The organism is Micromonospora citrea (assembly GCF_049629545.1).
GTDB lineage: Bacteria > Actinomycetota > Actinomycetes > Mycobacteriales > Micromonosporaceae > Micromonospora > Micromonospora citrea_A.
In genome coordinates, this window is the sequence record NZ_JBNADX010000013.1 from 40,964 (window position 1) to 57,468 (window position 16,505).

Sequence of the window (16,505 nt, forward strand, 5' to 3'; positions counted from 1 at the left end):
CAAGTGTCATCTAGGTGGCAGGTCGATGAGTGCAGCGGGGATATCCGCCAGACGGATTACCTGACCGGGGCCGATGAAGCGTCGCGCGACCAGTAGTCCCGCCTCGTGCGCCTCAGTGCCGGCATGGCTCGCCGACGCGTCCGCGATCAGCCACGGCGTGAAGTCGTGCTCAAATGCGTCCACGGCCCCCTTCAGGACGCAACTTTCGGTGGCAATACCGCAGAAGTAGAACTCTTTCCATCCGCGCTGTTTGAATAGGGCTACTCCCTCCGGGGTGAATGGGCTGTAGATTCTCTTGTCCAAGGCCACGCCTTGGTCCAGATATGGGTGCAACTCGCGCACGAGATCGATGTCGGGCGAAGACTGAAGCCGCTGCCAGCCAAAGAAGCGCTCGAAAGGGCTGCCAGGGTAGTTCACGTAACGGGTGAAAAGTGTGTCGCCGCCTGCCGCCTGCCAGCGGCGCACCAAGTCGACAACGATAGGAACGATATGGGCTGATTGCTCTCGCACGAAGCCGTTTTGCATGTCGGTGACGACAAGTACCGGGCGGCCGGATTTCATTGACTCAACCTCGATCCGAATCACGGAGGGTTTCGATGGCTTGGTCTAGGGCTGGCATCAGGTCACACGTCCGCAGAATTGCTCGGCGCATCGCCTGGTGCTGTCCCGGCTCCCGCAGGCGGGAAACTGTGAGTCGGGAGCGGACTCCCCCGAAAACCGGCCCTGGAGGCTGTCATGACCCCCCGCACCCCGCTACCGCGCCGGTGAAGAGGACGAGGACATCGAGTACGCCCCGGCGGGTGCCCGCTACGCCACCCTCGCCGCCCTCCTCGCGGCCCTCGGCGCGCTCGGACGGCCGGCGGACAAGCCGCTGTTGGACACCGCCGTACTTCGCCGGGTGGGCCGACGTAGTGATCTTTGCCGCCTGTACGGCGGCTCGGATCGGTGAGGTTTCCGGCGTCCGGGCCGAGGACATCGACCGGCAAACCTGGATATGGACGGTGCGCCGCCAGACCACGCCCGGTCCCGGTGGCCTCATCGACAAGGGCACCAAGGGGAAGCGGGCACGAACCGTGCCGTTGATCGAAGAGGTGCGGCCGATCGTGGCTCAGCGCCTGGACGCCGCGTCCAAGCCTGAGGGTCGGCTGTTCACCGGGCCGCGCGGCGGCCGAATCAGCACCGCCGTGCTGCGCGACGCGACGCATTGGGATGAGGTGGTCACCAAGCTGGGATACGAGCACCTACGCCGGCACGATCTACGGCACACCGGCCTCACGTGGATGGCGGACGCAGGCGTGCCGGTGCACGTCTTGCGGAAGATCGCCGGCCACGGCTCGCTGACCACCACCCAGCGGTACCTACACCCCGACCGGCAGTCGATCACCGACGCAGGGGCGGCGCTCAGCGCCCACTTGAAGGCCCGCCGGTCCCCAGATGGTCCCCAGCTACGCGCGGTCTAGCGCGCCGACTCCCGACTGTTTCAGCCCAAGCAAAAGGCCGCTGACCAGGGCATATGCTCCGGTTAGCGGCCTTTTGTCGTGCTGTCGGGACGGCCGGATTCGAACCGACGACCCCTTGACCCCCAGTCAAGTGCGCTACCAAGCTGCGCCACGTCCCGATGCTCCCGCGCGGTGCTCCCCGCGACAGCCGGTACAGCTTAGCGCAGGATCTTCGTTCCACGCGCACAGGCCCCCGCCGCGTCGCGGCGACGGGGGGTCACTCGTACGGGTCGCGGGGCGCCGGCACCTGCCGCCAGCTCTCCACCTCCAGGTAGGGGATCTCGAAGTCGTTGACCGGGTCCCGCCCGAGCTGGCTGCTGTAGCGGCCGATCACCTCGATCCAGGTGTCGTCGGCGAGGCCGGCCGGCGTGTTGCCGCTCAGGGCGACCTTGGTGGGCAGGCCGTCGGCGGCGCAGCAGGACAGTCGCATCCGGGTCAGCACGGGCCGCCCGTCCCCGCCGGCCACGGTGAATCCGGTGACCTTGACCCGCCGGTCGCCGATCGACTGTCCCTTGTCGAACACCGCCCGCACGGCGTAGTCGTACACGGTGACGACGGCCGGGTCGCCCTCGGGCAGCGGCGGGTACTCGGGCAGCTTCCCGGCGGCCAGCGAGGTGCCGGACTGGTTGGCCGCGTACGCGCCGAGGGCCGGCGGGGCGACCAGCAGCAGTCCCAGCGCCGGCAGGATGAGCAGCCAGGCGACCCGTGGCTCGTGGTGCCCGTGGTCGTCGTGATGCTCCTCGCCTCGGGGCGCGTCGGCCGGGGATGCCCGGCGCAGGGCGGGGCGCAGCTCGTACCAGAGGGTCATCACCGCGGCGGCGATCAGCAGCAGGCTGGCCGCGATCAGGAAGGGACGCAGCTCCTGTTTGACGTAGCGCAGGTAGAGGTCGGTGAGGCTGGCGCGTAGCACGGCCCCGCCGAGCAGGAGCAGGACGCACGCCTGGGCCTGACGGTTCACAGCAGCACCATCCCGGTGACGGCGGCGACGACGACCGCGACGACGAACGTGGTGGGGGCGAAGCGGGCGGCGAAGCCGCGTCCGAAGATCCCGGTCTGCATGGCGATCAGCTTGAGGTCGACCATCGGCCCGACCACCAGGAACGTCAGTCGGGCGGTGAGCGAGAACTGTGACAGCGAGGCGGCGACGAAGGCGTCCGCCTCCGAGCAGATGGAGAGCAGGACCGCGAGCACCGCCAGCGCCAGGATCGCGAGCACAGGCTGGTCGGCCAGCGCCTGCAACCAGCGCTCCGGTACCAGGACGTTGATGCTGGCGGCGGCCATCGCCCCGATGACGAGGAACCCGCCGGCGTGCACGACGTCGTGTCGCACCGCCGACCAGAACGCCTTCCCCCGTGAGGTGTCGTCGAGGTCGGGCCGGCGTGGCAGGCGGATCCAGTCGGCCCGGCCGAGGCGCAGCCACAGCCAGCCCATCACCATGGCGACGACGAGGCTGGCCACCGCCCGGCCGACGACCATCTCCGGGTTGGCGGGGAACGCCACCGCGGTGGCGGTCAGCACGATCGGGTTGATCGCCGGGGCGGCGAGCAGGAAGGCCAGGGCAGCGGCCGGGGTGACGCCCCGGCGGATCAGCGAACCGGCGATCGGCACCGATCCGCACTCGCAGCCGGGCAGCACGACCCCGGCGGCGCTGGCCACCGGCACGGCGAGGGCGGGATGGCGGGGCAGCGCGCGGGCCCAGAAGGAGCGGGGGACGAAGACCGCGATGGCCGCGGAGAGCAGCACCCCGAAGACCAGGAACGGCACGGCCTGCACCATCACCGAGACGAAGACGGTGGTCCAGGTGGCGAGCGAGGGCGCGGAGAGCAGCCCGGCGAGGGGCTGGCGCAGGACTATCAGCAGGATCAGCAGCGCGGCGAGCACCTCGACCGAGCCGATCCGGCCGGTGAGCCTGCCACCCTGCGCCGGTGGTGCGTCGCCCGTCCCCCCGGGCGACGCCGGGCCGGCGTCGAGGGCCGGTGCGGTGCCCTCGGCCCGGGTGGCACCGGGTTCGCCGGCGTCGTGGGGTGCGGCGGTGTCGGGGTCGGCGGCGCCGGTGCGCTCGGGTGCGACCACGTCGTCTCCGTTCTCCCGAGCGGCGCGCCGGGCCGCCGGACCCACGGCGGTGCGGGCCCGCAGGGTCGTCGGCCCGCCTGCGCGGCGTCGCCGGGTGTCGTGCGGGGCCACAGTGTATCGAGCGGCGTCGTCCTGTCACGAGAGGTGCGCCGGTGGCGCGCCGGGGCCGCCCGCCCGGCGCGCCGCGCCGGTCATCGCGCCTGTCGGGGTCCGCGCCGGGCGTACTTCGCGCGGAACTTCTCCACCCGGCCCTCGGTGTCGAGCAGCCGCTGCCGTCCGGTCCAGAAGGGGTGGCTGGCGGAGGAGATCTGCACGTCGATGACGGGGTAGGTGTTGCCGTCGGTCCACTCGACCGTCTCCTCGCCGGTGGCGGTGGAGCGGGTGAGGAAGGCGAAGTCGGCGGCGCGGTCGCGGTAGACGACGGGCCGGTACTCGGGGTGGATGCCGGGCTTCACGGGGCGGTGTCTCCTTCGGTGGGGTTGTCGGTGAGGGGGAAGCAGTCGGCGAAGGGGTCGGGCAGGGCGCGCCAGGCGGCCTCGCCGTCGGCGAGTTCGGCGTCGGTGAGCAGGCACCGGGCGAGGGTGCGGTGCAGCGCGGCCGGGTCGAGGTCCAGGCCGATGAAGGCCAGGTGCTGGTGCCGGTCGCCGTAGTAGGGGTCCCAGTCCAGCGCGGCGGCGAGCCGGCGCTGGTCGCAGACGTCGGCCCAGTGGGCGTCGGGGAGCGCGGCGAGCCACCGGCCCGGTGACCCCATGCCCAGGCCGCCGCCGGCGAACTCCCAGGTCACCACGGTCTCCGGCTGGCTGGCCAGCCAGAGGTGCCCGCGGGAGCGGACGACGTCGGCGTGGACGTGCTCCAGCACGTCGTGCAGCCTGCCGGGGTGGAACGGGCGGCGGGCGCGGAACACCACCGAGACCACGCCGCAGTCCGGGTGCGGCTCGTGTGCGCCGAGCGCGTACCCCGCCAGGCCGCGGGCGAGGACGCCGGGGGTCTCCGGACGGTGCCGCCGGGTGCCGCGCAGTCGCCGGGACAGGTCCCCGGCGTCGACGAGGTCACCCTCGACGCGGACCAGCGTGGCCCAGGGGGCCAGCCGCTGCAGCAGCACCGCCAGCCGGCCGGTGTCGTACGCGCCGTCGCCGGCCTCGCCCCACAGCACCAGGGTGTCGGCGTACTCGATCTGCCGGACGACGACGTCGGCGAGCGCGCGGTGGTCGTCGTCGGCGGCGTGGATGCCGAGGGTCTTCAGGTCGTCGGTGCTGGCGAGGCCGTCGAGCAGGTGCTCGGCGTCGACGACGGTGACGTACGAGTCGATGCGCAGCAGGTCGGTCAGCGGGGTGCCGTCGACCGGGCAGTGCGCGCAGGCGGCGGCGACCGCCTCCGGCTCGACCACCTCGGGCAGCATCAGCAGCAGGTCCCGGTCGGGGTGGGCGCGGGCGAGCCGGGCCAGGGTGGGCAGGACGTCCTCGCGCAGGGTGCAGGACACGCAGCCGTGCGCCAGGTCGATCCGCTCGTCCTCCAGCAGCCCGGCGCCGCTGCGGACCACCCGGCGCACGGCGCCGGCCCGTACGCCGCTGATGTCGTGGCGTACCAGCAGCAGCGTCGGGTCGGCGGCGAGCAGGGTTCGGGCGGCGGCGAAGGTGGCGGCCGGCCAGAAGCCGCTGAGCACGGTCAGCGAGGGGCGGGTCCCGGCGGGCGGTGCGGTGGTGTCGGCGGGAGCGAGTGGGGATGTCGGCATCGGGGTCCTCTCGACTCTGGTTGAAAACGATTGTCATTATAGGGTGGCCCCGGGGCGGGGGAGCAGAGCCCCGCCCGTCGAGACGAGGAGTCCCTGTTGTCCAGACGCTGTGACGTCACCGGCGCCGCGCCGAGCTTCGGCAACGCCGTGTCCCACTCGCACCGGCGCACCCGCCGCCGGTGGAATCCGAACCTCCAGCGGCACCGTTACTGGCTGCCGTCCGAGCGTCGGTGGGTCACCCTGACCCTCACCGCCCGCGCGCTGCGCACCGTCGACCGTGACGGCATCGAGCGGGTCGTGGCGCGGGCGCGTGCCCGGGGGGTGCGGCTCTGATGGCCCGGCAGACCGACGTCCGCCCGGTGGTCAGGCTCCGCAGCACCGCCGGCACCGGCTACACGTACGTCACCCGCAAGAACCGCCGCAACGACCCGGACCGCCTGGTCCTGCGCAAGTACGACCCGGTCGTCCGCCGGCACGTCGACTTCCGCGAGCAGCGCTGATGGCGCGGCTGGCCCTGCGGGGGCGGCAGGCCCGGCGCGAGGACCTCGTCGACCGGTACGCCGAGCGCCGTGCCGAGTGCAAGCGGGCGGTACGGCACCCGGACCCGGCGGTGCGCGACGACGCGGTACGCCGGCTGGCCCGGCTGCCCCGCGACTCCAGCCCGGTCCGGCTGCGCCGACGCGACCAGGTCGACGGTCGGCCGCGGGGCGTGCTGCGCCGCTTCGGCCTGTCCCGGGTGCGGATGCGGGAACTCGCCCTGCGCGGGGAACTGCCGGGGGTGCGCAAGGCGTCCCGGTGACCTCACGGTGACGGCCGGCGCGTGCCCACGGGCACGCGCCGGCCGTCACCGTCGGAGGTGGTCAGGCCGGGGCGGGGGAGAGCGCGGTCGGGCCCATCACGAAGTCCGGGTCGATCTGGGTGGTGAGATCCTCGCCGGCCCGCTCGTTGGCCCAGGCCGCCGCGTTGCGCCGGTGGAACTCGTGGGCGTGCCGGGTGAACGTCGTCCAGTCCTGCACGGTGGCGTCGGCCGCCTCGGCCAGCCGGTCCAGCACCGCGCGGTTCGCCGGCTCCAACTCGTCCAGCGGGCCGACCGCGCCGCGCTCGGCCCGGCGTACGTAGGGCGACCGGCCGAGGCAGGCGAGCAGGTCCTCCCCGACGTGCTCGCGCAGGAAGTCCACGTCGGAGTCGTCCTCGACCTTGTTGCCGACGACCGACAGGGCGACGCCGTAGTCGCGGGCGTAGGCGGCGTACTGGCGGTAGACGCCGACGCTGCGCAGGGTCGGCTCGCAGACCAGGAACGTGCGGTCGAAGCGGGTGAACAGCCCGGAGGCGAAGGAGTCGGCCCCGGCGGTCATGTCCACCACCACGTACTCGCCGGGTGGGTCGACCAGGTGGTTGAGGAGCAGTTCCACCGCGCCGACCTTGGAGTGGTAGCAGGCGACCCCGAGGTCGGACTCGGTGAACGCCCCGGTGACGGCGAGCCGGACGCCGCCGACCGTGCGTACGTGCGACGCCCAGATCGGGTTCTCCTCGGCCACTCGCAGCAGCCGGGAGCCGGCCCCCGGCGGGGTGGTCTTGACCATCGTGGCCGCCGAGGTGATGCGCGGGTTGTCTCCGCGCAGGTACTCCTTGATCCGGGGCAGCGCCTCGCCCAGGGGCGGCAGGTGGACGGCCTGCTCCGCCGTCGCGCCGAGCGCGACGGCCAGGTGCTGGTTGATGTCGGCGTCGACGGCCAGCAGCGGGCGGCCGGCCGTGACGAGGTGGCGGGCGAAGAGTGCGGCCAGGGTGGTCTTGCCGCTGCCGCCCTTGCCGACGAATGCGATCTTCATCGTGCCCGCTCCCGCGCTTCAGTAATGGAAACCGTTTCCATGAGCGCGACTCTAGCGGGCCGCCCCGCGACCCGAGGCGCAACCCGCCGCCGTGTCGCCCGTCCGGGCGTCGGGCAGGACCGGATCCAGCACGTCGCGCGGGAAGCGGCGGATGGTGCGCAGGGCCGCGTCCCGGTCGCCGCCGGCCTCCACCATGAACAGCAGATGGCGTACGCCGGGCAGGGTCGCGGCCCGGGCGACGGCGGCCCGGCAGCGGGCGGGCGCGCCCACCGGATGGATGTCGATCAGGTGGTCGGTGTAGCGGTGCGGGTCGCGCCCGCCACCCGGCGAGCCGTCGAGGCGCACGTGGCGCGCGGCCCCGGCCAGCAGACCCGGCAGGCCGGCGCGGACGGCCCGGGCGGCCTCCTCGTCGCTGTCGGCCAGGTGCGCCAGGTGGGCGCTGGCGTGTCCGACCCGGCCGGGATCGTGGCCGTGCCCGGCCGCCACCCGCGCGTACCGGTCGAGCAGTTCGGCCTTCTCCGGCAGGTCGGCGTGCATGCCCAGCAGCAACGGGAAACCGTGCCGGGCGGCGAGGTCCACGGTCGACGGTGAGGTGGCCGCGACCCACACCGGCAGCGCCCGCGCCGGCCGGGGGACGACCGTGACCTCCCGGAAGGGGAAGCGCCGGTTGCCGGCCACCGCCGCCGCGCCGGAGACCCAGCGGCCCAGCACGTCGAGCGCGTCGGCGAACCCGTCGGTGTAGCGGTCCAGGCCGGTGCCGAAGACCTCCAGGTCGACCCAGGGGCCGCCGCGGCCGACCCCGAGCAGGAACCGGCCGCCGGAGATCGTGTCGAGCAGGGCGGCCTCCTCGGCGAGGGCGACCGGGTGCCGGTTGGACAGGATGCACGCCGCCGTGCCGACCGTGATCCGCCGGGTGGCGCCGAGCAGGTGCGCGGCGACGGTGGTCGCCGAGGGGATGACGCCGTACGGGACGAAGTGGTGCTCGGCCAGCCAGACCCCGGCCCAGCCGGCGGCCTCGGCCGCCAGGGCGTAACGGTGGGCGTCGGCGAGCGCCTCGGCGTGCGTCGTGCCGGGGTGCTGCCCGGCGAGCAGGAACAGGTGGGCGTGCACCTGCCGTCCCGCCCGCCGGGCCGCTCGGCCGTCAGCAGTCACGCAGCTCGGGGGACTGGTTGAGCAGCTGCCCGCGGGTCGAGACGAACCGCTGGTACGCCTCGGAGCCGACCGCCGACAGCCGGAACGCGGCCACCCGGTGGCAGTTCTGGAACGCCAGCTTGACCGCGAAGTGCCGCTCCAGGGCGCCCCGGATGGCGTCGCTGGCCAGCGCCCGCAGCAGCTGACCCCGCTCCGACTCGCTCGGCGGCGGGACCACGTTGTCGGCGAAGTCCACCTCGGACGCCCGCAGGTCGTCGACGACCCGGGTGACCAGCTGCCAGGCGTACGGCAGGGAGTCGCGGACACAGGCGACGAACTCGGCGTCGTCCACGGGGCCGGACTCGGCGGCGTCCAGCAGGGCGGGTGGGACGGTGAGCGACATGCACTCCTCCTCATAGTCGAAACGACAACCATTGCCATCAGGCGGTGCGGAGTGAGCACATCACGTCACGCAGGGTGTCGTCAACGACCGGCGGCCGGGAAACGCCGGCACACCGGCCGGACCCGTCCGGACGGGGGCCGGGGGGCAGGTGGCGCGGGTCGGCCGACGAGCCGGCCGCCCGCCGGCCGAGTGGGGGGACGCTGACCCCGCGCTACCGGCCCGGCAGCTCCGTCGAGCGGCCGAGGTAGGTGACCGGGCCGGGGTCCGGCACGGTGATCTCGTGGAAGCCCAGCCGGTCGTAGAAGCCGCGCGCCCGCACGTTCGCCGTCACCATCCCCACGTGCAGCCCGGCCGCCCCGGCCCCGGCGGCCGCGCGCAGGAACGTCTCGACCAGCCGCCGGCCGTGCCCCCGGCCCTGCTGCTCGGGGAGCAGGTCGATGTGCAGGTGCGCCGGGTAGGCCGCCAGTTCGGGCAGCAGCATCCGCTCCGGCCGGTGGTGCAGGGCCACCATCTCGTCGTCGGGCGTGACCGGCGGCCGGGTCGGCGCCGGGTAGCGGTGGGCCAGCCGGGGGATCCACTCCCGCCGGTACCCGGCCACGAAGGCGGGCGTGTCGGCGGTGCCGATGACGTAGCCGACGACCCGCCCGTGATGGGTGAGCACGAACGCCAGCTCCGGCTCCAGGTGCAGGTACGGCCCGGCGAAGAGGTCGGGCATCAGGTCGTCGCTGGCGTAGCGGCCCCGGGCGTCCCCGCCGGCGTCGGCGGTGCGGACGCAGATGTCGTACACCGCGTCGTGGTCCTCGGGCCGGTACCGGCGGATGGCGGTGACCGGGGCCGGTGCCGTCGATGAGCGCTCCATGCCGGGACCGTACGGGGTGGAAGCGCTTGCACCGCAAGCCCCGCTCAGGCGCTCTCCCGGCGCACCGGCACGGACCGGTGCAGCACCCGCCGGTCGGCGCCGGTCATCAGGGTGCGCACCGCGCCCGCGGCGATGCGTTCGACGGGGTGGGTGGCGGTGGTCAGCGCGGGCCGGCCCAGCGCCGCGAGGGGGATGTCGTCGAAACCGGTCACGGCGACGTCGTCGGGCACCCGCACCCCCTCGTCGGCGAGGACGCGCAGGGCCCCGATCGCCACCGCGTCGGTGATGGCGACGACCGCGTCCGTGTCCGGCCAGCGGCGCAGCACCCGCCGTACGCCGGCGGCGCCGCCGGCGGCGGTGAGCCCACCGGCGGCCGTGCGGCAGGGCAGCCCGTGCTCGCGTACGCAGGCGCGGTAGGCGTCCACCGGGCGGCGCAGGCTGGACGCCCAGGCCGGTCCGGTGAGCATGGCGATCCGCCGCCGGCCGGTGGCGGTCAGGTGCCGCACGGCGGCGACCGTCGCGGCGGCGGTGTCGACGTCGTGCGAGGGCACCCGGTCGAAGCCCGGCCCGACCACGGTCACCCGGCCGCGCAGCCCGGCCGGCAGCGCGGCCACCAGCGCCTCGTCGTGGTTGACCAGCAGCAGGCCGCGCACGCTGCGGTCGCGGGCCAGCCCGTCGAGGACGGCGTGCTCGCCGGGGCGCAGCCAGCGCGCCGACACCCCGACGTCGTGCCGGTCGGCCTCCCGCGACGCCGCCAAGACCAGGCGGGTGGCGTACTGGTCGGCGAGGATGCGGGCCGAGGGCGCGACGATCCCAACCACGATCCGGTGACCCTCGCCGCGCGCCAGCGACACCGCCAGCGGGTGCGGCGCGTACGACAGGGCGTGCGCGGCGCGCAGCACGTCGGCGCGCGCCGGTGCCGAGACGGGCCCCCGGCCGCTGAGCGCCCGGGACGCGGTGGCCACGGAGACCCCGGCGGCCCGGGCGACGTCGGCGAGGGTCGGGGTACGCGGTTGTCTCACCGGCCCTGTGTAGCACCGCCGAGCGGGGGAGCGCCGCCCTGACGCTCCCCCGCCTCGACGCCTCACGCCGCGGCGAGGCTGGCCTGCCATGCCTGGTAGCCACCGAGCAGGTCGGAGACGTCCGGCCGGCCGGCGGCGCGCAGCAGGCTGGCCGCCACGGAGGAGCGGTACCCGCCGGCGCAGTGGACCACGACCGGCCGGTCCGCCGGCACCTCGTCGAGCCGGCGCGGCAGCTCGGCCAGCGGGATGTGCAGGGAGCCCGCGACGGCGCCCTGCTCCCGCTCGCCGACGTTGCGCACGTCGAGGACGACCGGCGGCTGCGGCCGCTCCAGGGCCGCGCGCAGCTGGGCCGCGGTGACCCGGCTGGCCGGGGTCAGCTCGGCGATCATCTCCAGGAACGCCTGCTCGGGCTCACGGAGGTAGCCGACCACCCGGTCGAAACCGATCCGGGCGAGCCGTACGACGATCTCCTCCTCCCGGTCCTGTGGCGCGACGACCAGGATGGCGCGGTCCGGGGCGACGACGCTGCCGGCGGTCTCGGCGAAGCGGCCGTCGGCGGGGATGTTGACCGCACCGCGCAGGTGGCCGGCGGCGTACTCCTGCGGGTCGCGGGCGTCGAGCACGACGGCGCCGTCGCTGCGGGCGGCGAGGAACGCGGTGGCGTCGAGCGGCCGGGCGGGCCGGGTGTGGTCGAACAGTTCGCGGGCCTTGCGGTTGAGCACGGCGTCGAAGGCGAAGTAGCCCGGTGCGGCGGGCTGACCGCCGGTGACCAGGGCGACGAAGTCGGCCTCGCTCATCGGGGCGCAGGCGTAGTTGGTGCGGCGCTGCTCGCCGATGGTGGACTGCCGCTCGGTGGAGAGGTTCTTGCCGCAGGCGGAGCCGGCGCCGTGGGCGGGGAAGACCCGCACCTCGTCGGGCAGGCCCATCAGCTTGCGCTGCACGCTGTCGTAGAGCATCGCGCCGAGTTCGCCGGCGGTGACGCCGAAGGAGGCGAGCAGGTCGGGGCGGCCGACGTCGCCGATGAACAGCGCGTCGCCGGTCAGCACGCCGTAGGCGACGGCGTCGTCGGCGTGCTCGTACACCAGGACGCTGATCGACTCCGGGGTGTGGCCCGGGGTCTCCATGACCTGGAGGGTGACGTCGCCGAGGCTGATCCGCTCGCCGTCGGCGAGCTTGCGGATCGGGTACTCGGTCTCGGCGCGCCGGCCGTAGCCGATCCAGGCGCCGGTGGCGGCGGCGACCTCCAGGTGGCCGGCGAGGAAGTCGGCGTGGAAGTGGGTGTTGATGACGCCCTCGATGGTCAGTCCACGGGCGCGGGCGTCGGCGAGGTACTCGTCGATGTCGCGACGGGGGTCGATCAGGACGGCCCGCTTGGTGGTCTCGTCCGCGACCAGGTACGACGCCTGGGAGAGGCAGTCCAGGTAGTACTGGGTGAACAGCACGGTGCGCTCCTTAGTGATGCCGGGCGATACACCAACCGTAGCGCATACCCCCGGGGGTATATTCCGGGTCATCCGTCCCGCAGTCGGGGGCCGTTCGGCCCTGCCCGCTCGGAGGCCGAGGCTCCGGTCCGACCGTTCGGTCGGGGTGGCCCGGCGTCGCCCCTCTGTCGGGCGATGTGCGTGCGCCGCCGGGGAATGCCCCGTCGGACGGGATGGTTGACGATACCGGTGGGGGTATACGCTGGTGCCAGAAGTACCCCCCAGGGTATGTTCCTGACGGAGGTGTGTGGTGAAGCTTCGACCCGAGATGACCGGTGAGGCGCTGACCCGGCTCAAGCGGGCCCGTGGACAGCTCAACGCCGTCATCGAGATGATGGAGAACGGCGAGGACTGCCGGGCGGCGCTGACCCAGCTCGCCGCGGTGTCCAAGGCCATCGACCGGGCCGGCTACAAGATCATCGCTTCCGGGATGCGGCACTGCAACGCCGCGCGCGAGAACGGCGACACGCCGGAGATGACCGAGGAGGAGCTGGAGAAGCTCTTCCTGGCGCTGGCCTGAACATCTGAACACGGTCCGCCCGTGCCGCCTACCGGCGTCGCGGGCGGGTAAGCGCACCCGACCGGGGCGCGGAGGTCTCTTTCCTGCATACCCCCGGGGGTATGCAGGTCGAGGAAGGGAGAACGCAGTGGCAGTTGAGGTGTCCGTCATCACGACGTCGTCGCTCGGCGACCGCAGCTACCTGGCCACCGACGGGCAGGTCGCGGTCGTCGTCGACCCGCAACGCGACATCGACCGCGTCATGTACCTGGCGGGGGAGAAGGGCGTGCGGGTCACCCATGTGGTGGAGACGCACATCCACAACGACTACGTCTCCGGTGGGCTCGAACTGGCCCGGATCACCGGCGCCCACTATCTGGTCGCCGCGGCCGACGAGGTCGGTTTCGACCGTCTCGCGGTCTCCGACGGCGACACGGTGCCGGTCTCGGACACCCTGCGGCTGCGCGTGGTCGGCACGCCGGGGCACACCTTCCACCACCTGTCGTACGTGCTGGACGAGGCCGACGGCGGCGACTGGCGGCCGGTCGGCGTGTTCACCGGCGGGTCGTTGCTGTTCGGCACGACCGGCCGTACCGACCTGCTCGGCCAGCAGCACGCCCACGAACTGGCCCACCACCAGTACGCCTCGGCGAAGCGGCTGGCGGACCTGCTCCCCGACGGCGCGCAGGTCTGGCCGACCCACGGCTTCGGCAGCTTCTGCTCGGCCAGCCAGGCCGACGCGCCCGAGTCGACCATCGGCCGGGAGAAGCAGGCCAACCCGGTGCTGCGGCTGGCCGCGGACGACTTCGTCACCGAGACCCTCGCCGGGCTGGACGCCTACCCGGCGTACTACGCCCACATGGGCGTGGCGAACTTCGCCGGCCCCGCGCCGGTGGACCTCACCCCGGTGAGCCGGGCCGACGCCGCCGAGCTGCGCGAGCGGATCGCCGCCGGGCAGTGGGTGGTGGACCTGCGGCACCGCAAGGCGTACGCCACGTCGCACCTCGCCGGCACGGTCAGCCTAGGCCTGGACGGGCCGATGTCCACCTGGCTCGGCTGGCTGATCGACTGGGGTGTGCCGATCACCCTGCTCGCCGAGACGGCGGAGCAGGTCGCCGACGCCCAGCGTGAGCTGGTACGCATCGGCATCGACCGGCCCGCCGCGCAGGCCACCGGCCAGCCCGAGCAGTGGGTGAGCAAGCCCGAGGAACTGCGGGAGCTGCGGATGGCCGACTTCCCCGCGCTGGCCGCCGCCCGCGCCGGGAACACCCCGGCCGGCCTGCCCGACCCGCAGGTCGTGCTGGACGTGCGGATGACCAACGAGTGGAAGGCCGGGCACGTCGAGGGCGCGGTGCACGTGCCACTGCCCGACCTGCCCAAGCGCCTGGCCGAGGTGCCCGACGGCGCGGTCTGGGTGCACTGCGGCTCCGGCTACCGCGCCACCGCCGCCGCGTCGCTGCTGGCCAACGCCGGCCGTGAGGTCGTCGTCATCGACGACAAGTTCGACCAGGCCGGCGCGGCCGGCGTCGCCCTGACCGACTGAACCCTGCTCGGGGCGGCGCGTGCCGCGCCGCCCCGACCCACCCTGCCCCCCCGAACACCGAAAGAGGAGACATGAGCACCAACCCCGCCACCCTGAACGCCGCCGAGCTCCGCGAGCTGATCGACTCCGGCCGGGGCCCTCGCCTGCTCGACGTGCGCACCCCGGCCGAGTTCGAGACCTCGCACATCCCGGGCGCCTACAACGTCCCGCTGGACCTGCTCAAGGAGCACCGCGAGGAGCTGCGCCGGCACCTCGACGAGGACGTGGTGCTGATCTGCCGCTCCGGCGCCCGCGCCAGCCAGGCCGAGCAGACGCTCGCCGGGGTCGGGCTGCCCAACCTCAAGGTGCTCAACGGCGGGATGATGGCCTGGCAGGCCGCGAACGCGCCGATCAAGCAGGGCGCCCCGCGCTGGGACCTGGAGCGGCAGGTCCGCCTGGTCGCCGGCTCGATCGTCCTGGTCAGCATCCTGGCCTCGGTGTTCGTCCCCGGCCTGAAGTGGGTCGCCGGCTTCATCGGCGCCGGGCTGACCTTCGCCGCCCTGACCAACACCTGCGCGATGGGCATGATGCTCGGCAAGCTGCCCTACAACCGGGGCGCCAGCTGCGACCTGGACACCGTCGTCGGCCAGCTCCGTGAGGGACCCGCAGCGAAGGCACGGGCATGACCGCCGGCCTGGCGCTGACCGTCGGGCTGGCCGTCCTGATCGGGGTCAGCCTCGGCCTGCTCGGCGGTGGCGGATCCATCCTCGCCGTGCCGCTGCTGGTCTACGTCGCCGACCTGCCCGCGAAGGAGGCCATCGCCACCTCGCTGCTCGTCGTCGGCGTCACCAGCGCCGTCGGGGTGCTGCCGCACGCCCGCGCGCACCGGGTGCGCTGGCGTACCGGGCTGATCTTCGGCGTCGCCGGCATGACCGGCGCGTACGCCGGCGGTCGGCTCGCCGAGTACGTCCCGGCCGGCGTGCTGCTCACCGGCTTCGCGCTGATGATGCTGGCCACCGCGATCGCGATGATCCGCGGCCGGCGCGCCGGCACCGGCAAGCCCGTCCCGCACGAGCTGCCCGTGCTGCGGGTGGTCGTCGACGGCGTCGTGGTCGGTCTGGTCACCGGCCTGGTCGGCGCCGGCGGCGGCTTCCTGGTGGTGCCCGCCCTGGCCCTGCTCGGCGGCCTGCCCATGCCCGTCGCCGTCGGCACCTCGCTGGTGGTCATCGCGATGAAGTCCTTCGCCGGCCTGGCCGGCTACCTCTCCAGCGTCAGCATCGACTGGGGCCTGGCCGCCGCGGTCACCGCCGCCGCCGTCGTCGGCAGTTTCGCCGGTGGCCGCCTCGCCGGACGTATCCCGGAGGACGTGCTGCGCAAGGGGTTCGGCTGGTTCGTGGTGGTGATGGGCGTCTTCGTCCTCGCCCAGCAACTGCCCGACGGGCTGCGGACCAACCCGCTGCTCTGGATCGCCCTCGGCCTCGCCGTGGCGGTGTCGGTCACGCTCACCACCCGACGTGGCCGCAGGGTCCCGGCCGCCGAACGCGAGAAGCAGGTGGCCGGCAGCGGTCCGCCCGCCTGAGCCGTCCACGACCCGAAGGGGCGCCGGTGCGCGACACCGGCGCCCCTTCGGCGTCCGCAGTGGGTCACCAGGCGTAGGTGACCGAGATGGTGACGTTGGGGCAGTTGTTCGCCCAGCTGGTCAGGGCGCTCTTCTCGGCGTTGTCGACGGTCAGCCGCCAGCGGATCTTGGTGGCGACCCACTCCTTGACGTAGCGGCAGCGGGCCGAGGCGTACGGCGGCAGCCAGGTGGCGGGGTCCTGGTCGCCCTTGGCCTGGTTGACGTTGTCCGTCACGGCGATCAGGGGACGGCTGTCGCCCAGGTCGTTGGCGTACGCCTGGCGGCGGCTGCTGGTCCAGTTGCGCGCGCCGGAGTCCCACGCCTCGGCGAGCGGCACCATGTGGTCGATGTCGAGGTCGCCGGTGAGGGTCCAGTAGGCGTTGTCGTAGTAGGAGTACCAGCGGCCGCCGGAGAGCGTGCAGGTGCCGCTGACGGTGGGGGCGGAGACCGCCTCGGCGAGCAGCACCTCGTTGCGGGTGTGGCAGCCGTCGCCGTCGGCGTCGATCCAGTGCCGGAAGAGGTCGCGGCTGTAGCCGGTGCGGACCTCGGTGGTGACCGGGAGGCCGGCGACCGCGGTGGTGAGCGAGGCGGAGTAGCCGGCGGCCGAGGCGGGGTGGGCGAGGCCGAGGGTGACGGCCAGGGCGGCGGCGAGGGTCAGTGCCGCCGTGCGCAGCGTGCGGGTCATGGTGCTCCGTCCGGTGAGGGGGCGTGGTTGCCAGCTCACATATGGACAGAGATGGATGCGAATAGCCAGATCGACTCTGTGAACACCGGGCGACGCAGCGTCGTCGATCCGATGACAGGTGTCGTGCGGGGTCGGGCCGCCCGCCCGCCCGG

General features: G+C 73.6%; 19 protein-coding genes, 1 tRNA gene and 1 pseudogene. 8 read left to right on the forward strand and 13 right to left on the reverse strand.

What is annotated here, in order from left to right; translation table 11 throughout:
- Positions 1 to 6 precede the first annotated feature (6 nt).
- Positions 7 to 561, reverse strand: coding sequence for a cysteine hydrolase (locus tag ACPFP2_RS15845; RefSeq protein WP_424090040.1), 555 nt, complete (start codon positions 559 to 561; stop codon positions 7 to 9).
- A gap of 326 nt (positions 562 to 887) precedes the next feature.
- On the opposite strand from ACPFP2_RS15845, the pseudogene ACPFP2_RS15850 reads away from it, so the two are divergent.
- Positions 888 to 1,460, forward strand: a pseudogene (locus tag ACPFP2_RS15850) (tyrosine-type recombinase/integrase); the annotation flags it as partial.
- An 84-nt stretch (positions 1,461 to 1,544) separates the two neighbouring features.
- Here ACPFP2_RS15850 and ACPFP2_RS15855 read toward each other — a convergent pair.
- The 5 genes from ACPFP2_RS15855 to ACPFP2_RS15875 all read right to left on the reverse strand — a co-directional run bounded on the left by ACPFP2_RS15855 (position 1,545) and on the right by ACPFP2_RS15875 (position 5,304).
- Positions 1,545 to 1,618, reverse strand: a tRNA-Pro gene (locus tag ACPFP2_RS15855).
- Between the two features lie 98 nt (positions 1,619 to 1,716).
- Positions 1,717 to 2,457 carry a TIGR03943 family putative permease subunit gene (locus ACPFP2_RS15860; RefSeq protein ID WP_424089934.1) on the reverse strand — a complete coding sequence of 247 codons (741 nt, stop codon included), beginning with the start codon at positions 2,455 to 2,457 and terminating at the stop codon, positions 1,717 to 1,719.
- The gene (locus ACPFP2_RS15865) at positions 2,454 to 3,395 is read right to left on the reverse strand and encodes a permease (RefSeq protein ID WP_424090041.1); all 942 of its coding nucleotides are present in this window, start codon (positions 3,393 to 3,395) and stop codon (positions 2,454 to 2,456) included. The genes ACPFP2_RS15860 and ACPFP2_RS15865 overlap by 4 nt, the downstream gene beginning before the upstream one ends.
- A gap of 368 nt (positions 3,396 to 3,763) precedes the next feature.
- Positions 3,764 to 4,027 carry a type B 50S ribosomal protein L31 gene (locus ACPFP2_RS15870; RefSeq protein WP_424089935.1) on the reverse strand — a complete coding sequence of 88 codons (264 nt, stop codon included), beginning with the start codon at positions 4,025 to 4,027 and terminating at the stop codon, positions 3,764 to 3,766.
- A complete protein-coding gene (locus tag ACPFP2_RS15875) occupies positions 4,024 to 5,304 on the reverse strand; it encodes a CobW family GTP-binding protein (protein ID WP_424089936.1) in 1,281 nt (426 codons plus the stop codon). The genes ACPFP2_RS15870 and ACPFP2_RS15875 overlap by 4 nt, the downstream gene beginning before the upstream one ends.
- Before the next feature lie 96 nt (positions 5,305 to 5,400).
- On the opposite strand from ACPFP2_RS15875, the gene rpmB reads away from it, so the two are divergent.
- Genes rpmB through rpsN form a run of 3 tightly spaced genes read left to right on the forward strand, consistent with a single transcriptional unit; the run spans position 5,401 to position 6,103 of the window.
- On the forward strand, positions 5,401 to 5,637 hold the full coding sequence (rpmB, locus tag ACPFP2_RS15880) for a 50S ribosomal protein L28 (RefSeq protein WP_424089937.1): 237 nt from the start codon (positions 5,401 to 5,403) through the stop codon (positions 5,635 to 5,637).
- Entirely contained in the window at positions 5,637 to 5,804 is a 168-nt protein-coding gene (gene rpmG, locus ACPFP2_RS15885; protein ID WP_424089938.1) for a 50S ribosomal protein L33, read from the forward strand. Before rpmB ends, rpmG begins: the two co-directional genes overlap by 1 nt.
- Complete coding sequence (gene rpsN, locus ACPFP2_RS15890; protein WP_424089939.1) at positions 5,804 to 6,103, forward strand: 30S ribosomal protein S14; 300 nt, start codon at positions 5,804 to 5,806, stop codon at positions 6,101 to 6,103. Before rpmG ends, rpsN begins: the two co-directional genes overlap by 1 nt.
- Positions 6,104 to 6,164: 61 nt before the next feature.
- Here the strand turns inward: rpsN and ACPFP2_RS15895 are convergent, their stop codons facing one another.
- The 6 genes from ACPFP2_RS15895 to ACPFP2_RS15920 form a co-directional block, all read right to left on the reverse strand.
- Complete coding sequence (locus tag ACPFP2_RS15895; protein WP_424089940.1) at positions 6,165 to 7,133, reverse strand: ATP-binding protein; 969 nt, start codon at positions 7,131 to 7,133, stop codon at positions 6,165 to 6,167.
- A gap of 51 nt (positions 7,134 to 7,184) precedes the next feature.
- Positions 7,185 to 8,243 carry an LLM class flavin-dependent oxidoreductase gene (locus ACPFP2_RS15900; protein ID WP_424089941.1) on the reverse strand — a complete coding sequence of 353 codons (1,059 nt, stop codon included), beginning with the start codon at positions 8,241 to 8,243 and terminating at the stop codon, positions 7,185 to 7,187.
- Positions 8,244 to 8,274: 31 nt separating this feature from the next.
- Complete coding sequence (locus ACPFP2_RS15905; protein ID WP_424089942.1) at positions 8,275 to 8,667, reverse strand: SCO5389 family protein; 393 nt, start codon at positions 8,665 to 8,667, stop codon at positions 8,275 to 8,277.
- A gap of 211 nt (positions 8,668 to 8,878) precedes the next feature.
- Entirely contained in the window at positions 8,879 to 9,526 is a 648-nt protein-coding gene (locus ACPFP2_RS15910; protein ID WP_424089943.1) for a GNAT family N-acetyltransferase, read from the reverse strand.
- 44 nt (positions 9,527 to 9,570) lie between these two features.
- Complete coding sequence (locus tag ACPFP2_RS15915; protein ID WP_424089944.1) at positions 9,571 to 10,548, reverse strand: LacI family DNA-binding transcriptional regulator; 978 nt, start codon at positions 10,546 to 10,548, stop codon at positions 9,571 to 9,573.
- 62 nt (positions 10,549 to 10,610) lie between these two features.
- Positions 10,611 to 11,990, reverse strand: a complete 1,380-nt coding sequence (locus ACPFP2_RS15920; protein WP_424089945.1) for an MBL fold metallo-hydrolase — start codon at positions 11,988 to 11,990, stop codon at positions 10,611 to 10,613.
- Between the two features lie 289 nt (positions 11,991 to 12,279).
- Here ACPFP2_RS15920 and ACPFP2_RS15925 point away from each other — a divergent pair, with 289 nt between their 5' ends.
- From ACPFP2_RS15925 to ACPFP2_RS15940, 4 genes are all read left to right on the forward strand, one after another.
- On the forward strand, positions 12,280 to 12,549 hold the full coding sequence (locus ACPFP2_RS15925; RefSeq protein ID WP_172892514.1) for a metal-sensitive transcriptional regulator: 270 nt from the start codon (positions 12,280 to 12,282) through the stop codon (positions 12,547 to 12,549).
- Between the two features lie 127 nt (positions 12,550 to 12,676).
- Positions 12,677 to 14,071, forward strand: coding sequence for an MBL fold metallo-hydrolase (locus tag ACPFP2_RS15930; RefSeq protein WP_424089946.1), 1,395 nt, complete (start codon positions 12,677 to 12,679; stop codon positions 14,069 to 14,071).
- 71 nt (positions 14,072 to 14,142) lie between these two features.
- The gene (locus tag ACPFP2_RS15935) at positions 14,143 to 14,736 is read left to right on the forward strand and encodes a rhodanese-like domain-containing protein (protein ID WP_424089947.1); all 594 of its coding nucleotides are present in this window, start codon (positions 14,143 to 14,145) and stop codon (positions 14,734 to 14,736) included.
- Positions 14,733 to 15,629: a sulfite exporter TauE/SafE family protein gene (locus tag ACPFP2_RS15940; RefSeq protein ID WP_424089948.1), complete on the forward strand. Its 897-nt coding sequence runs from the start codon at positions 14,733 to 14,735 to the stop codon at positions 15,627 to 15,629. Before ACPFP2_RS15935 ends, ACPFP2_RS15940 begins: the two co-directional genes overlap by 4 nt.
- 64 nt (positions 15,630 to 15,693) lie before the next feature.
- Here ACPFP2_RS15940 and ACPFP2_RS15945 read toward each other — a convergent pair whose 3' ends face one another.
- On the reverse strand, positions 15,694 to 16,353 hold the full coding sequence (locus tag ACPFP2_RS15945) for an HNH endonuclease family protein (RefSeq protein ID WP_424089949.1): 660 nt from the start codon (positions 16,351 to 16,353) through the stop codon (positions 15,694 to 15,696).
- Between the last annotated feature and the right edge of the window lie 152 nt (positions 16,354 to 16,505).

Coding starts and splice junctions, on each gene's coding strand:
- ACPFP2_RS15845 (WP_424090040.1), bottom strand. CDS start 561: ATGAAATCCGGCCGCCCGGTACTTGTCGTCACCGACATGCAAAACGGC.
- ACPFP2_RS15875 (WP_424089936.1), bottom strand. CDS start 5,304: ATGCCGACATCCCCACTCGCTCCCGCCGACACCACCGCACCGCCCGCC.
- rpmG (WP_424089938.1), top strand. CDS start 5,637: ATGGCCCGGCAGACCGACGTCCGCCCGGTGGTCAGGCTCCGCAGCACC.
- rpsN (WP_424089939.1), top strand. CDS start 5,804: ATGGCGCGGCTGGCCCTGCGGGGGCGGCAGGCCCGGCGCGAGGACCTC.
- ACPFP2_RS15895 (WP_424089940.1), bottom strand. CDS start 7,133: ATGAAGATCGCATTCGTCGGCAAGGGCGGCAGCGGCAAGACCACCCTG.
- ACPFP2_RS15905 (WP_424089942.1), bottom strand. CDS start 8,667: ATGTCGCTCACCGTCCCACCCGCCCTGCTGGACGCCGCCGAGTCCGGC.
- ACPFP2_RS15910 (WP_424089943.1), bottom strand. CDS start 9,526: ATGGAGCGCTCATCGACGGCACCGGCCCCGGTCACCGCCATCCGCCGG.
- ACPFP2_RS15935 (WP_424089947.1), top strand. CDS start 14,143: ATGAGCACCAACCCCGCCACCCTGAACGCCGCCGAGCTCCGCGAGCTG.
- ACPFP2_RS15940 (WP_424089948.1), top strand. CDS start 14,733: ATGACCGCCGGCCTGGCGCTGACCGTCGGGCTGGCCGTCCTGATCGGG.
- ACPFP2_RS15945 (WP_424089949.1), bottom strand. CDS start 16,353: ATGACCCGCACGCTGCGCACGGCGGCACTGACCCTCGCCGCCGCCCTG.